This is a genomic window from Formosa sp. F44 (assembly GCF_056238645.1).
In genome coordinates this window covers 1-14601 of record NZ_JBWDLJ010000011.1, presented here as the reverse complement: position 1 = coordinate 14601, position 14601 = coordinate 1, and the positions used below count along the sequence as shown (strand labels likewise).

The 14601-nt window shown below is 30.4% G+C and carries 14 protein-coding genes; all 14 read right to left on the bottom strand.

The features are described 5' to 3' along the window. Positions 1-198: 198 nt before the first annotated feature. Complete coding sequence (locus tag AC0UBM_RS18170; RefSeq protein WP_475689605.1) at positions 199-1014, bottom strand: trypsin-like peptidase domain-containing protein; 816 nt, start codon at positions 1012-1014, stop codon at positions 199-201. A gap of 141 nt (positions 1015-1155) precedes the next feature. Next, complete coding sequence (locus tag AC0UBM_RS18165; protein WP_475689604.1) at positions 1156-2169, bottom strand: alpha/beta hydrolase; 1014 nt, start codon at positions 2167-2169, stop codon at positions 1156-1158. 179 nt (positions 2170-2348) lie between these two features. After that, positions 2349-2939 (bottom strand): hypothetical protein, encoded by a 591-nt coding sequence (locus AC0UBM_RS18160; RefSeq protein WP_414034179.1) that lies wholly within the window; start codon positions 2937-2939, stop codon positions 2349-2351. Positions 2940-3088: 149 nt separating this feature from the next. Next, positions 3089-3913 (bottom strand): gasdermin, encoded by an 825-nt coding sequence (locus tag AC0UBM_RS18155; RefSeq protein ID WP_475689603.1) that lies wholly within the window; start codon positions 3911-3913, stop codon positions 3089-3091. A 17-nt stretch (positions 3914-3930) separates the two neighbouring features. Beyond that, positions 3931-4680, bottom strand: coding sequence for a hypothetical protein (locus AC0UBM_RS18150; protein WP_475689602.1), 750 nt, complete (start codon positions 4678-4680; stop codon positions 3931-3933). A 176-nt stretch (positions 4681-4856) separates the two neighbouring features. Next, positions 4857-5321, bottom strand: coding sequence for a hypothetical protein (locus tag AC0UBM_RS18145; protein ID WP_475689601.1), 465 nt, complete (start codon positions 5319-5321; stop codon positions 4857-4859). Between the two features lie 147 nt (positions 5322-5468). Continuing rightward, a complete protein-coding gene (locus AC0UBM_RS18140; RefSeq protein WP_475689600.1) occupies positions 5469-5885 on the bottom strand; it encodes a hypothetical protein in 417 nt (138 codons plus the stop codon). 301 nt (positions 5886-6186) lie between these two features. Next, positions 6187-6756, bottom strand: a complete 570-nt coding sequence (locus AC0UBM_RS18135; RefSeq protein ID WP_475689599.1) for a hypothetical protein — start codon at positions 6754-6756, stop codon at positions 6187-6189. A gap of 656 nt (positions 6757-7412) precedes the next feature. Then, on the bottom strand, positions 7413-8369 hold the full coding sequence (locus AC0UBM_RS18130) for a hypothetical protein (RefSeq protein ID WP_475689598.1): 957 nt from the start codon (positions 8367-8369) through the stop codon (positions 7413-7415). A 215-nt stretch (positions 8370-8584) separates the two neighbouring features. After that, complete coding sequence (locus AC0UBM_RS18125) at positions 8585-9265, bottom strand: competence protein CoiA family protein (protein ID WP_475689597.1); 681 nt, start codon at positions 9263-9265, stop codon at positions 8585-8587. Between the two features lie 486 nt (positions 9266-9751). Then, complete coding sequence (locus AC0UBM_RS18120; protein WP_475689596.1) at positions 9752-10885, bottom strand: HEPN/Toprim-associated domain-containing protein; 1134 nt, start codon at positions 10883-10885, stop codon at positions 9752-9754. A 180-nt stretch (positions 10886-11065) separates the two neighbouring features. Next, on the bottom strand, positions 11066-11626 hold the full coding sequence (locus tag AC0UBM_RS18115) for a hypothetical protein (protein WP_475689595.1): 561 nt from the start codon (positions 11624-11626) through the stop codon (positions 11066-11068). A 709-nt stretch (positions 11627-12335) separates the two neighbouring features. After that, positions 12336-13271, bottom strand: a complete 936-nt coding sequence (locus AC0UBM_RS18110; protein WP_475689594.1) for a retropepsin-like aspartic protease — start codon at positions 13269-13271, stop codon at positions 12336-12338. A 657-nt stretch (positions 13272-13928) separates the two neighbouring features. Then, on the bottom strand, positions 13929-14465 hold the full coding sequence (locus AC0UBM_RS18105; protein ID WP_475689593.1) for a hypothetical protein: 537 nt from the start codon (positions 14463-14465) through the stop codon (positions 13929-13931). Positions 14466-14601: the final 136 nt, after the last annotated feature.

Below are 14601 nucleotides of genomic sequence, written 5' to 3'. Positions count from 1 at the left end.
TGCAAAATCAGGATTGATTTATGATAAGAACTATAGAAGTATTTTAGTGAAAACAAACTAATAATTACTTGCTTTTTAACACAGTTCTTGGTTAGTTGCGTGGTTAAGCAACTAATTTAGCAAAAATGAAACGAACCAGAGGAAATTCCGCAGGAATTTCCAAGTAGGCTAGAACCAGGCAATTAATTATACACGTTGTTACCACAAGTTTATTTCGTCTTTAGTATTTCCATCGATTATTTCATTAATCACTTCCTTTTTCCAGACTATTCCAAGTTGAGCCTCTAATTCAGTTTTTCCCAATATTCGCCCAGAACAAATGCCAACAAAGCCCTGAATTTCTCCAATTATGGTGTCAGGTTTTATAATTCCGTTTATTGCTCCGTGTATTCCGGTTCTTTTGAAAATTACGGGTGAACCAGACATTCCTGGTCTACTTGCAGTATCAACGAAAAATTTTGGCACTCCTTCGAAATCAATATCTGGCTCTGTAGCAACACTTCCTCTTTTCCATATTGGAAAATGACCACCACCTTTAAGTTTGTAAGGAAAACCTATAACGAATATATCGTCTGATATTTCTAAATTATAATTGTCAAATTTTATTTTGTTAATAGGTCTGAAAATACCTTTAAAATCTTTATCATATTCTATTTCAATAGCTACAACATCGACTTTCTCTTTAAGTTCAGGATGTATGAACCAATCAGGTTTTTTATTATCGTCATAAAGATTAATTGGAAAATGTCCCCATTCAATAAATGGTTCTTTTTTAGTTTGTAAAGTAAGAACTATAACATCAGGAATTCCTCCGTGGTCTCCAGCTTGTTTTTTAGTAATCGGATTAAGACCAGTGATATTATGCCAATTAGTGATTAAATATAATTTATCATTCCTTTCATAAATAAAACCTGTTCCAGAAGCTAATTCCTGTTGAGTTTCATCTAAATACATTGTAATTGGAATACTTGTATATGAAAGTTTGTCTATATGAACTTGCTTTGGTTTTTTCAAATTTGTGGTAACGTGTTTGTGTATGATTTCGTTGCGTGTTTAAGCACTAAAGTTAGCAAATAAATCACAGATAGAAAGTCCGCGAGGACTTTCGTAAGTAGGCTATAACGAGCAATGAATTATACACAGTGTTGCCAATAGTTATTTTATATTATTTATCCAATTCACAATGTACTCTTTAAAAGTTAAATCGACATTATAAATTTCGTTCGTTTTCCAGTCAATCCCTGTTTTGGTCATAAAGTGATTTAATTCGCTAATTGTTTTAAATTCTATGTTTTGATTCCCAATATATTCTAATTCAATCTCACTTTGTTTTGGGTCAACCAAAATATCTTTTTCGCCTATAATCACTAAAGTTGGGAATTCAATTTTCTTATAGTTTTTTGTATTATCCATTCTCGCCTCCGCAACTTTGTGTGGTTGAAGATAATTAGCATATGCCTCTTTCTTAATTCCAATTTTTTTAGATTCTTTTCGTGCTATTTTCCACAATTCCCAAGTACTCAATTCGGGGTTTTGGTCAATTAATTCAAAAATGTAATCTAAAGTTTTGATTTGGTCTTTATCGGATTTACCAACAATTAGATTATCGTAGTTTTTAATTCCATTATTAATCTGATATTTTATCAATTCACGTGGTTTTCCAATTGGTGTAGACCATTGAATTAAAAAGTCTGGTTTTATATCTTGTTCAAATGCTTGAATTGAAACAATTCCGCCAAGGCTATGTCCAAGAAATCCAATCCTTTTATTTTGAACTGACTTCAGTTTTTTTAATTGGTTGAATATTCTAACAAAATCGTTCGTGTAGGTTTCTGCTCGGTCGTCATATGTTCCTGTGGACTTTCCAACTCCTCTTTTGTCAAATCTAAAAACTGCAATATTGTTTTCAAGAAGATATTCAGTCAGGTAGTTGTGAGCATTTTGAGAAATTTGTCCAGTTCCGGAAATAATTACAAGAATTTTGTCAAATTCGTTTTTTGGTTTTAAAAGATTTCCAAAAATTTTGATTTCGTTATCAATTTCGGTTGTGATTTCCTCATTACCGTACTTCTCAATATTCTCAATTTCCTTTTCATTGCCATAATATCCATTTTGGCTAAAAATAAGATTTGAAAGTAGTAATAATGTTACTATCAGTAGGTTTTTCATAATTATTGGCAACGGTCTCGTATATGAAAAGTAGCGCTGAAAATAAGCGATAATTTTCGGATGATACACAAGCCGAATTTTTAAGTTTTACTAATTATTTTATTTTTGGGAATTTGTCAAATTTAAAAATTTGGCGACTTTCCAAAAATGCCCAAACCTTCGTGTTAGCAAGACTTGCGCTATTTTTTATATACATTGTTGCCCACAGTTATTTCCGCACGATTGATATTTTTATTCGTTTCGTCATTTTGATTAAATTCAATTCGGTCTATCGCTATTCCGCACTTTCCTTTTTCAATTTCCGCATCAACAATTCTTTCTAAATATTCAATTTCGTTAGCTCCAACTCCGTAATAATCAAAAATAAGAGTTTCGTACTTTTCGAAGTCGCATTTAATCGCCAAAGCTTTTCGTTTTCCGAGAATCAGTTTGTCAACTTTTTCTTTAAAATCCAATTCTAAATATTCCGCAATCTTTTTCGCTTTGGTTTTGTCAGCATTTAATTTATTAATAACATAATCCTCGACAGTAATAGATTTCCATAATTTCAAAATTCCGCTTTTGGAATATTCTTTTGACCATTTTGATTTGGGTATTATTTTCTCAAAGTGATTTAATAATTCGTAACGAAAATCACGTACCAAGTCGTTTCCATTCGAGTCAAAATTCGGTACGCATAATCTAATCAGTTTTCCCGATTCCATATCAAATTCAGGAATTGGAATTCCCTTAAATTCGAATTTTGAACTATGAAAAATGGTGTTCGTCATAATTGTGGGCAACGTTGTTGTATATGGTTTGTTGCGTGTTTCAAGCAACTAATTTAGTAAATAATTACCGACCAAGAAAGTCCGCGAGGACTTTCGCAAGTAGGCAAGAAGCTAGCAATAAATTATATACAGTGTTACCAACTGGTATTTTATCTTTCTATTTCTAATAGTCCAAATTCAGATTCTAATAAATCAATATTTTGTGGTAAGTTAATTTCAGAGCTATTAGGAATGGTAGTTAAATGCATTTTATCTGCTTCTCCTTCATAATAAATAGAACCGTCTTCATCACACTTAAGAATAAAACTTGAAAAAGCAAAAGCAAGAGGGATTTCTCCTTGAAATGAAATTTCTAGACTATTAGAAGAATTAGCTGAAATTTTATTGTCGCTAGAGTTTAAAATGTTCTGTATTTCGGGTATATCAAATTTGAAATCAGTTTGAGTTGCTTCTTCTACTTTCATAGAAAAATTATCACTGGTTATTATACTATCAATAATTATGCATTTCTCTATTTCTTGTTGAAAACTCTTGTTAATAGGATGGGTTAAGTCAAATTTCCTTTTATTCAATTCAGAACATAATTTTCCTATATCTAAAAAACTCCTATTAACGTTTTGAAATGAAAAAGAAACTTTTTTTACACTATTAAACGCAAAATCTAATGAAACTCCATTTGTTCCAAAACCTTGTAGAAAACCATCCATAACCTGTATCCCAAGTTTTGTGTCAATCGACTTTGATTTAGTCGCTGATAGATTTGCCATTTTTGAATTCTCTAATTGTAAGTTTATTAATGTTGAATCTGTAAGTAGGTTTTCTACTTTGCCAATGTATTTGTATTTTTTGTTTTTTCCAGAAAATACAACTAGAGGTTTAATCCTTTCTTCTGGGATTTTGATTGGATTAGCATTAAACGTTTTCTGAAGAACAACAAGTAAATCATCATTGTTACATAATTTTAAAAAACTCATATAATTTTAATTAAATATTAATTAAAGGTTTCTATTTCTAAAGCAGCTCTATATTTTGATATATCAATACCATAGATACAATTTGTGCTTTTTAAACCATAAGAAACGAGTGCAGTTACATTGTTTTCCTCATCAATAATTGGTGCTCCACTACAGCCAATATAGTTTTTATGTGAACCATATTTATGTGGTAATTTAAAAACTAGAAATTCGTTCTCTTTTCCAATGTATTCCAATTCACTTTCTAATCTGTGTTCAAAATCCATAAATTTACCTTTCACTCCGTTAAATTTTACTTTTCCATAGAAACCATATTTTTTATCTTTTGATGGTTCATAATCAAAGTTTGGTGAAAATATTGTTCTTTTACTTTGTAATAATTCATTCTTGTTTATAAAACCTAAACAATCTGTTGAAGTGAAATTGTCAGGAACTGTTTTATAAGTAAAGTCAACAATTTTGGGTTCAGTAAAATCATTAGTTTTAGGGTTTAGCCTGAATTCGGAAAGGCATTGCATATTCACTGGTTGATAAACAGTTGTTAACTCTCCATTTATTTCGTCAACAGCTTTAACTTCGACATTCCATTCACTTTCAGCGATTGATGCGTGTGCAATGGATAGAATGAAAATTTTACCTTTATAGCTAATTAAACAACCAGCTGCATTTGCTATAGGCATTTCATTTTCGTATTTCCATAAAGGTATACTTGATAGAACTATATCTTCTTTCCATTTATCTCCCAAAATTCGTTCAATTAAATTCATTTCCTAATTTGTTCGGATGCGTTTTTTTACTTGTTGGTAACGTTGTTGTGTATGATTAGTTGCGTATTTTAAGCACTAAAGTTAGTAAATAAAACACAGATAGAAAGTCCGCAAGGACTTTCGTAAATTGGCTAAAACCAAGCAATTAATTATACACGGTGTTACCTGCAGGTTTTTTAATCCGCTGGCAAATATCCGCTTTCTAATTTTTTTATTAATTCAGTTGTTTTCTCAAACGCTTTTTTGGTCACATCCACTATTATAATTTCATTAATATCGGTTTCCAAATTAAAGGTCAGATTTAGACCGAACCAAATTCCATTTTCAAAATCTTCATCGGCAACAGTCATTATTACGTGTTCAGGTAAATAATGGTCGTCAATGTCAACATTTCGAAATACAATTTCTTCGTCCGCCATATTGTGAATCAAATCAGCTTGTTTTCCAACTCCACAGATATAACCAACATTTCGGTCAATTGATTTTCTGATTATTTCGTCAAAATAATTCGTTTGTTTTTCGTCCGTAATTAAAATCAGACACCAATTGTCAGTCGGAAAATCCGAAATCCAGTTTTTTGCGGTATCAAATTCCACAAATTTTATAGTTCTGTCTGTTATGTTAGTTTCGATTTTTTTCAACTTGCAGGTAACGGTCTCGTATAACCGTCAGTTACGGGTTAAAGTACGCAAATTTTTCGGTTTAGCACAGACGTTAGCAATTCCGAGTGGATTCGGACGTAGTCGAATCCGCCGTAATTGCGGTTATACATTGTTGTGCGTTCGTTTTTATTTCGTTTTAATTATCATTACGTCTCCATCAAATCCTCTACACCAAATAGTGTTTTCATTCAGTTTTTCTTGACTTATAATCTCCAAATGTTCAATTGCATTTAGGTCAATTTTAGTTTTTTCCTTTAAACTATCTATTAACGAAATTCCGTCTATTACAATTAATGATATTTTTTTCTTATTCCAACCTCTTCGTCCAGCAGATAAACTATCTAAATTCAAGTCTTTCATTTCAAACAGTTCAGTCGGTTTGAGTTGAGTAATTTTAAGTTCTTTCGTCCGTTTGTCAATTCGGATATTTTCAATATTGTCTTTGTCGAGAAAAACGGTTTCTAAATCCATTCTTTTATTGTCCACAAACATTTTATATTCAGTCGAATATTTTTTCAAGATTTTATTTCGGTCGTATTTCATATTTCGAGTTGCGCAACCGAAAGTAAAAATCAGGATTAATAGAAGTAGAAATATTCTCATTTTATTCTTTTTATTCTCGAAAATATTCCAATTCCGATTTTAATAAAAACTTTATTGAGTGACTGATTCTTTTCATTTAGTTAACGCGCTCCTTAAATGACGCACAACGGTCTTGTGTATGGTTAGTTGCGTGGTTAAGCAACTAAGTTAGCAAATAAATCACAGATAGAATATTCCGCAGGAATGTTCGTAAGTCGGCAGTGACCAAGCAATTAATTATACACGGTGTTACCACACGTTTTTATTTTTCAGGTGGTGGTGGAATCGGCATATTAATTCTAATATAAGGATAATCAACCAATTTAATTCTTAATGGAAGACTATCTCCATTTTTTCGATTTAGATTATTAAATTCAGTGGCTATTTTTATAAACTGTCGTTTAATTTCTTCTCTTCCAAAGAGGCTATCTTGGTAGTAAAAAATCAATGCTTTTTCAATATTTTGTGAATAGTCAAATTGCTTTTCTGGATTCAATATGTGATTTCGCAAAATTGTTTTTAAACTGTCTAAAGGTTTTTCTATTTGGTCATTTATAATTACAGTATTGTTTTCGATTGAGATTACATTTTTACCCGAATAATCTGCTATAATATTCGATTCTGAACACATTTTAAAAACTAAAAGATTGAAGTCATTTTTGTCAGAACTAAATTTCAGAACAGGTAGTTTTCCATTGCAAGCAATTCTATCCGCTATTTTAATCAGTTCGCCATAATCTTTGATAGAATCCAAATAAATTTTAGTCAGAGTCGAGTCTTTCTCAAAATTCTTAATTCGTGGATAATAAAATTCCGCATTTTTCTGTTCCACTTTTGTATTGTCAGTTTTACAATTATAAAACAAACTCACTAATATCAATATGATTACGGTTTTCCTCAAATGTGTGGTAACGGTTCATGTATGGAAAGTGCGAGTTTGCGCGTGAGGATTTTCCGTAGGAAAATCAACAGTAAGTAAACAAAGCACTGACCTTAAGATTATGCTCTAAATTAAGCATTTTTTATACATATTGTTAGCGGGCGTTTTATATTTAAAGATTTTTATTGCGCAATACTAGCCCATAACAAAAGTCATTCCGCCGTAAGGGTTTCGCAATGCTTGGTTATCCGCTGGGAGAAGTGGAATGTGAGTGAGGTCAGTCATACGCAACAGTTGCGCATCGTTTGGATCCGATATTTATTTTGAATTTTTAACTGCAAAAATTGAGTGCCTTATACACATTATTATAAACCATTTTTTCGTGATCTAATTTTGTTTTTGAGTAGAGTGAGCAATGACCGCTAACGGCTTCGGCTATGATTAGTACGGGAATAAATAAACGATTAATTTTCCGATTAAGCACTTAGCCAAAACTTTTTATTTTGTTTTACTTTTTTCATTTTTAAAGCCAAATCAAAAGATTTGGCGGACTTTATAAAAACACACTAACTTTTGGATTAAACACCAAGCCCCGTATTAATTATAGCCTATGTTGTGTTTAGTTTTTCTAATGCTAAAGTTAATTTATTTAAATCATTTTTTGTTCCTGAAAACACTTTGGTATTATATAATTCATCAAGTTTCAATTCAAGTATTTCGTACTTTCTTTTTTTATCTGTTAACATAATGTCAGAAAACTCTAGAGATGTAGAAATTCTCGAAATATCAATTTGGTCATTAGAAGTATCTTTCTTACTATGTAAGTTCATAAAGGAAGAAAGTGAAAATCGAATATTAAGGCTTGAAATATTTCTAAAACCATTTGATTTTAATTCAAGGATTAATTTTTTAACCTCTTTTTTACTAAATTTATGTTTCTTCATTAATATATCAATGATTAAGTCTGTCCATCTAGGGAATTCACTTACAGAAGATTTATAACCCTCAATCATTAATTCTCCATTATCATAAAGTTTTTCAAGACGTTCAATTAGCTTTTGAACTTCCAAAAACATCATAGTATTAAACATTGCTTTTTGAGTTTTTAAATCCATCTTCTGGTTTGAAGTTGTTTTTTTAAACTCATTATTATTCTTACCAACTTCTTTTATTGTTTTGAATAATTCTGTGTTTTTTTCTCGAAAAAAATTATAATTCTTAGAGTCTTTAAAAACCTGATTTACTTTTTCATATAAATATGTTTTTAAGGTGATATTATTTTTTCTAATTCTAGATGAAATTAATTGTGATGTTAAAAAGGCTTCTGTCTTGAAACAATAACCATCTGATAACTTATTTAGAAACAAGTCGTGACTAACAGCTTCGTCATATTCTTTCCAAGACGTTTCAAAATAATGTTCGCTTGATAAAGGACAAAATATAATCTCTTTTGAATATAATTCTGATAGTAATTTTTTAATTCTAGACCATTCAGGTGTGATGTCAACTTCAAGCATTTCACTGACAGCAAATTGGTCAAGATAAATACAAAGTTTCTTTTTCATTAAGGTCGTAGCTTTAATTAAACACAACGTCTCGGCTATGGTTAGTACGGGAATTAAAAGTAGTAAACTTTCGATTAAGCACGTAGCCAAAACTTTTTATTTTGTTATTATCTTTTCTTCTTAATAGCCAAATCAAAAGATTTGGCGGACTTGATTTAAAGTTCAAACTTTGGGTTAAACACCAAAACCCGTATTAACTATAGCCATTGTTGTGCTTAGTTTTTTTCTTCCGAAATCAACTTTTCTATAACTATTTCGTCATTTTCACACGTTCCATAATTACTTAAATACTCATTGTAGAATCTAGTTTTATTGTAAAACATACAATAAATTTCGCCTTTATTTATCCAAGTTTTTAATAGATTGTTTTTTTTATGATTGATGTCTAAAAATAAATTACAATTTGGATTTTGAGCAATTAGGTATGTCCATTGTCTTTTATTCTTCCATATTGCTTTGAAGAATTTTCCATTTTTTTCGATATCAAAGGTGTTTTTAAAATATTTGGTGGCATCGACTATCCAAACCATTCTTTCGTTAGAGAAATTTTTGTAAAATTCTATTCTCTCTCGAACAATTCTAATATCTATTGGAGATTTTTGAATTTCAATTATAGTATTATTATTGCCAACAATATCTGCTCTATGTTCATTATTCTCTCCATAAATAATTTCACAATTATCATCTTGAACTAATGATTTCCAATTGTGATGCCAAATAGATTCATTTTCATATCCTTCAGGAAAAATAGGTTTCTCACCTATATAACTCCAATATTGACGAATTTCTCCGACTTTAGCCTTTACAGGATATCCAGACCAAAGGCACTCTCCAATATCACCAGAGTTTGCATTTTTTGCTCGTAATCGAATATTTTTATGTCTTGCAAATTGCATAATTCTTTTTTTGGTGTGAAGCGGGGGACTCGAACCCCCAAAACCCTCTATCCTAATAAAATTAAGTTTTCATCTATTACTATCTATTCTAAAGCAAAGGCTCCATTCTTCACACGAGGGTCGCTTCACGAATAATCATTTTCAATCTTTCCATAATTTCTGATTTTAAAAATTCAACAATCACTAAACAAATAGCAAAAAACATAATCTTCCATAGGTTAGATAGATAATAGGTTAATAATTCAACTTTGTTACATAGGCTCTTTAATGTCGTTTTTAATTAAGCACAACGGTCAAGGCTATGATTAGTACGGTAATTAAAAATACTTAATTTCCGATTAAGCACTTAGCCAAAACTTTTTATTTTGTTTTATCTTTTTTGTTATAAAGCCAAATCAAAAAGATTTGGCGGACTTGGTTAAAAGCTTTAAACTTTGGGTTAAGCACCAAAACCCGTATTAATTATAGCCATTGTTGTAGTTCGTTTTAATCCCATGCTGTTTTTATTAAGTTCAATAGTTGATACATCTCTTCCCAGTCAGCTCGAATAATATTATTTTCATTCCGATTTTTCAATTTATTTTCAAATCGTTTTTGAATTAATTTTTTGTTTAAAACCTCTCCTTGGTATGCATTCATACTTGTCTCAAATCCTTTCCATTGAATTGGCATGTATAAATCATTTTCTTCAATGAGTAATTCTTTTCCTAAATACATTTCAATACTACATGCTAATCCATTGATATTCATTCTTTGTTCTCCAGTTGGACCCAATGTAGGATAGTTATCTGCAAGTTGAATATTGGGATAGCTCAAAACTCGTATGTTATCTGGGATTGTCAATTTATTTAATAGATTCATCTCTTTTAAGCCTGCTGTGTCATTATCAAATAGTGCTATAATTTTGTTATTTATTCCCGAACCAATAAATGATTTTACATTATGAACTAAATATGAAGCACTTCCATTCAAACTCAATTCTCCGAAATCCATGAAGTGATAGTGGTTTTCAAGATGTGGATACAATAGTTTAATACTTGCTTTAATAAATTTAGTATCTGTTTTACCTTCCGTTAAAATAATTATTTTTTTAAAATCTAAGTCGTTAATAAAATCTTCTTGAACCCAACCATTATTGATTACAAAAGTTAAATCATATTTTATTATTGAGTCTGATTTTAACGATTGAAGTAATGAATATAGCCAAGAGGAAGTTGATTGTCCTATTTGAAAATCATATTCAATTAATTTTTGTTCAATGTCAGAATGTGTTTTTTCAAGTTCATATTGTCCTTTACCGGAATAAATACAACTGTTTATGAAATTTACATACTCATCATAAGTTATTGTAACTTTAAAATACTCAGATTCATTTTGTGCTTTTTCATATTCAGATTTAGCCTTATTCAATGTTGTTCCAAATATTTTAAGTCTATCAAGACAATGACTGACTTTTGATTCAAAATATTTTTCTAGGTAGATATCGCCATCTTCATCTTTTACCTCGACTTCTTTGTAGTCAGAAGAGGTGAATATTAATTCGACGATATCGTGATAAAATCCATTTTTATTTGAAAATCCAGAGTAGCTATCTATATGTATATCTGAAAATGACCCCATTTCGTTTTATTAAACCCTTGTTTGGTTATTTGGTAATGAACTACAACGTTTATGTATATGGAAAGTTGCGGGTTTGCGTGCGAGGAATTTCCGAAGGAAATTCAGACGTAGCAAACGTGCAACGACTTTTGTTTTAGCACAACACCAGCAATTTTTTATATACGGTGTTGTAACCCGTTTTTATTTTTCATTACTCAATTCGTCAAAAAATTTGCTCGGATTTCTTAAAAATCGGTAAGCATCTGAACCTTTTATTAATTGTGCTAAATCCGAAATATTCGGTTTGCATAAATTTCCGTTTCTGTCCATTAAAATCCAATCATTTTCTTTACAAATATCAAGCATTGAATTAAGGAAATTCAGAGTAGTATCTGTTAAGTCAGTCCGAAACATAAATTCATCGATAAATTCATTAGTTTTATTTAAGCCAAGACTAACGTCGTGGTCAAATTCCGCTTTTTCACTTTTCCAAATTGTATCGTCAGTCCAACTTGCACGAGTAATTATTTTGTCAATTTGTTTTTCTAATTCCGCTACATTAACTTCTATCTCTTTCCACCAATTTGTTGTTCTTGCATCTTCAAATTCAGGCTCTAAATCTTCGTTATCAGATTCTGTATATTTTTCCCAAAACTTTTCCCATTCAGAATGTTTAATTTCCAATTGATTTGGTATTTCTCCAAATTTCATTTCAATCGCCTTTTTCGGCAGTATGTATGTTATAAATTGATTAATTGCCATTCGGTTTCTCAAATTGGTTACAACGGTTTTGTTTATGAAAAGTGCGATAAATTTTCTGTAATATTCAGACATAAAACCAAATAAACAGACACTCTCCTACTCTTTGCAGAAACTAAATTAAGCATTTTTTATAAACGGTGTTACCCACAGTAGTTTTTGTTTTTGTAGAGTTTGCCGTTTTTATTCATTAATTTTTTTAATCCGTTTGAGTGAGAAATTCTGTAACATTAACTTTTTAAGATCAGATTCATTAAAATAAATTTTTAATTCAGCAAGAGTTAGATTTCTGCAAGATTTTATATTTGCACAATATTTTATTTTTATAAATTAATAAAAGTCAATAGTGATTTTATTTAGGATTTGAGTAAGAAATTCCGCGTAATATGAGGATTTAATTCCGAGATTGAGTAAGTTCCACTATTGTGGGTAACGGTTTTGTATATGATACGTTGCGTGTGTAAGCAACTAATTTAGCAAATAAAAACCGAATANATTTTATTTAGGATTTGAGTAAGAAATTCCGCGTAATATGAGGATTTAATTCCGAGATTGAGTAAGTTCCACTATTGTGGGTAACGGTTTTGTATATGATACGTTGCGTGTGTAAGCAACTAATTTAGCAAATAAAAACCGAATAGAAAATCCGCTAGGATTTTCGTAAGTAGGCTAGTACTAGCAATGGATTATATACGTTGTTGTGCGTAGGCTTTTATTCAGAGTTATTATTTTCTATTAACTTTATTTTTTTACTATTCCAATTTAGAATTACTCGATAATTTTTAAAAAAATCTAAACCAAACCTTCTACCCAAATATTGCTCTGAATATACTTTTTGGTTTTTTAAAATAGTATTTCCGAATTCTAATTCATTAACAATTCCTGTGTAAGATATCCTTGCATTGTCTTGTTTTCCATAAATTCCAATAGAACCGGTTGTTTTAGATTCAGTGAAATCTGATATTTGACCATTTTCTTTTTGCTTTTCAAATTCGGAAAAAGGTATAACTAAATCTCCATTATAGCCAAAATCGACATCAAAATTCCAAACTTTTTCACCATTTATTTTACAAGCAATAGAAGGTATTCCTGCATAACCAATAAATAACTTATTTTCAATTATTTTTTCAGGTAAGCTTAATTTCGATTCATTGTCAGTTATAATAATTTGTTTCTTATCAAAATCAATATCCCAAATAGCGTGTTGCATTAAACTTGACCCAATAAATCCGTCAATATTGAGAGAAGACCACATTGGTATTGAATTAAAATTATTTATTAAGGCTACTGTTTCAACAAAATCTATTTTTCCAATTCCAATAGATTCTATTCTAGTATATTGATTAGTTTGTTTTTTATTAAAAACATCAGAAACATTTACAGAGTCAATAATTTTCAAATTTAAACTTTCAGCAAGTTCTTTTGACACAAGAGTTGGCGTCCCAGTATCAAAAAGAAAATTATAATTTTTATTATTTATTTCTACAGGAACAATTATCCAACCATTTTTAATTTCGAAAGGTAAAGTAACTTTAAAGTTTTCTTGTTTTGTTTTTCCTTCTTTAAAGTATTTTACTGCTTTGCTAGTTGCACAACTACTTATTAAAATTAATATTATTGAATAAATAAATACTCTTGTTTTGTTCATATATTTCAATTTTGTAGATGCTTTTTTTAGCTTACGCACAACGTGTTTGTATATGGTTTGTTGCGTGGTTAAGCAACTAAGTTAACAAATAAAAACCGAATAGAAAATCCGCGAGGATTTTCGTAAGTAGGCTAGAACCAAGCAATAAATTATATACAGTGTTAGCTTTTAGTGCTTTTTTGTCCGCTTAATAATTCATTCCGAATTTTTGTTTTTCTGTTAATTTTTGTTTTCAGAGCTTGTGAAAATTCCGCAGTTTTCGATTCCGCAAGGTTGCTCAAAATTCCGATAGCGTTATTTTTCGTTTGAGTAAGTAATTCCGCAACTTGATAAATTTCTATTGAGTGAGATTCCGAGTTATTATTTCAGTTTTCGATTCCGCAAACGAGCTAAAAAGTCAGACGCAACTCAATTCAGAGTTTGAGTGAAAATTCATCGTTTTTTTCAAAAATTCGGAAACATAATTTTTTGGATTTTATTTTCTTAAAACTCAAAAAAATAAAGAGGCTTTTTTGAATTCCGCAAACTTGCTCGAGCATTAAAGCTAACGTGTTTGTATATGGTTTGTTGCGTGGTTTAAGCACCTAATTTAGCAAATAAAAACTGAATAGAAAATCCGCGAGGATTTTCGTAAGTAGGCTAGAACCAAGCAATAAATTATATACGGTGTTGTGCAACGTCTTTTTTCAGGCGCAATTGATAAATCACTCCAAAAATCAGTCCGATTAAGCCACCAATATAACTAAAAGTGTGCATTGTTCCGACTGTTAAAAAAGCATTTTTATCCGTTACACTATTCGGAATAATCCAATTTCCATCAATTTCCGAAATAATGAATTCGCCAACAACTATTCCTAAAAGACCAATTCCGATTGCTATTCCTAAAGTTCGTATTATTCCTATTTTTATACTTTTCCACATCAGTTTGGAATTTGGTAAAGTCAATCCCACAATACTTAATACAATTCCGATTATTAATCCTGTCCACCACGTTGATAAAAATCCGACAATTGATGCTGTTAATTGAGGCCTATTTTGAGACATAAATCCGAATTCAAATTGAGCAAACTTAAATTTCGTAAAATATTCAGGCGAAATAGAATAAGAAATTTGGTCGTGTAAGATTCCGTAGATACCCGCTAAAATCGGTGTCAAAATTATTGTCAAAAGTAGTATTCCGATTTTCTTAGCCATAGTTTGGTCAGATGTTGCACAACGTTGTTGTGTATGATTAGTTGCGTGTTTGAGCAACTAATTTAGTAAACCAAAACGAACGCAAGAAAATTCCGCAGGAATTTTCGCAAGTAAGCACGTAAAAAGCAATTAATTA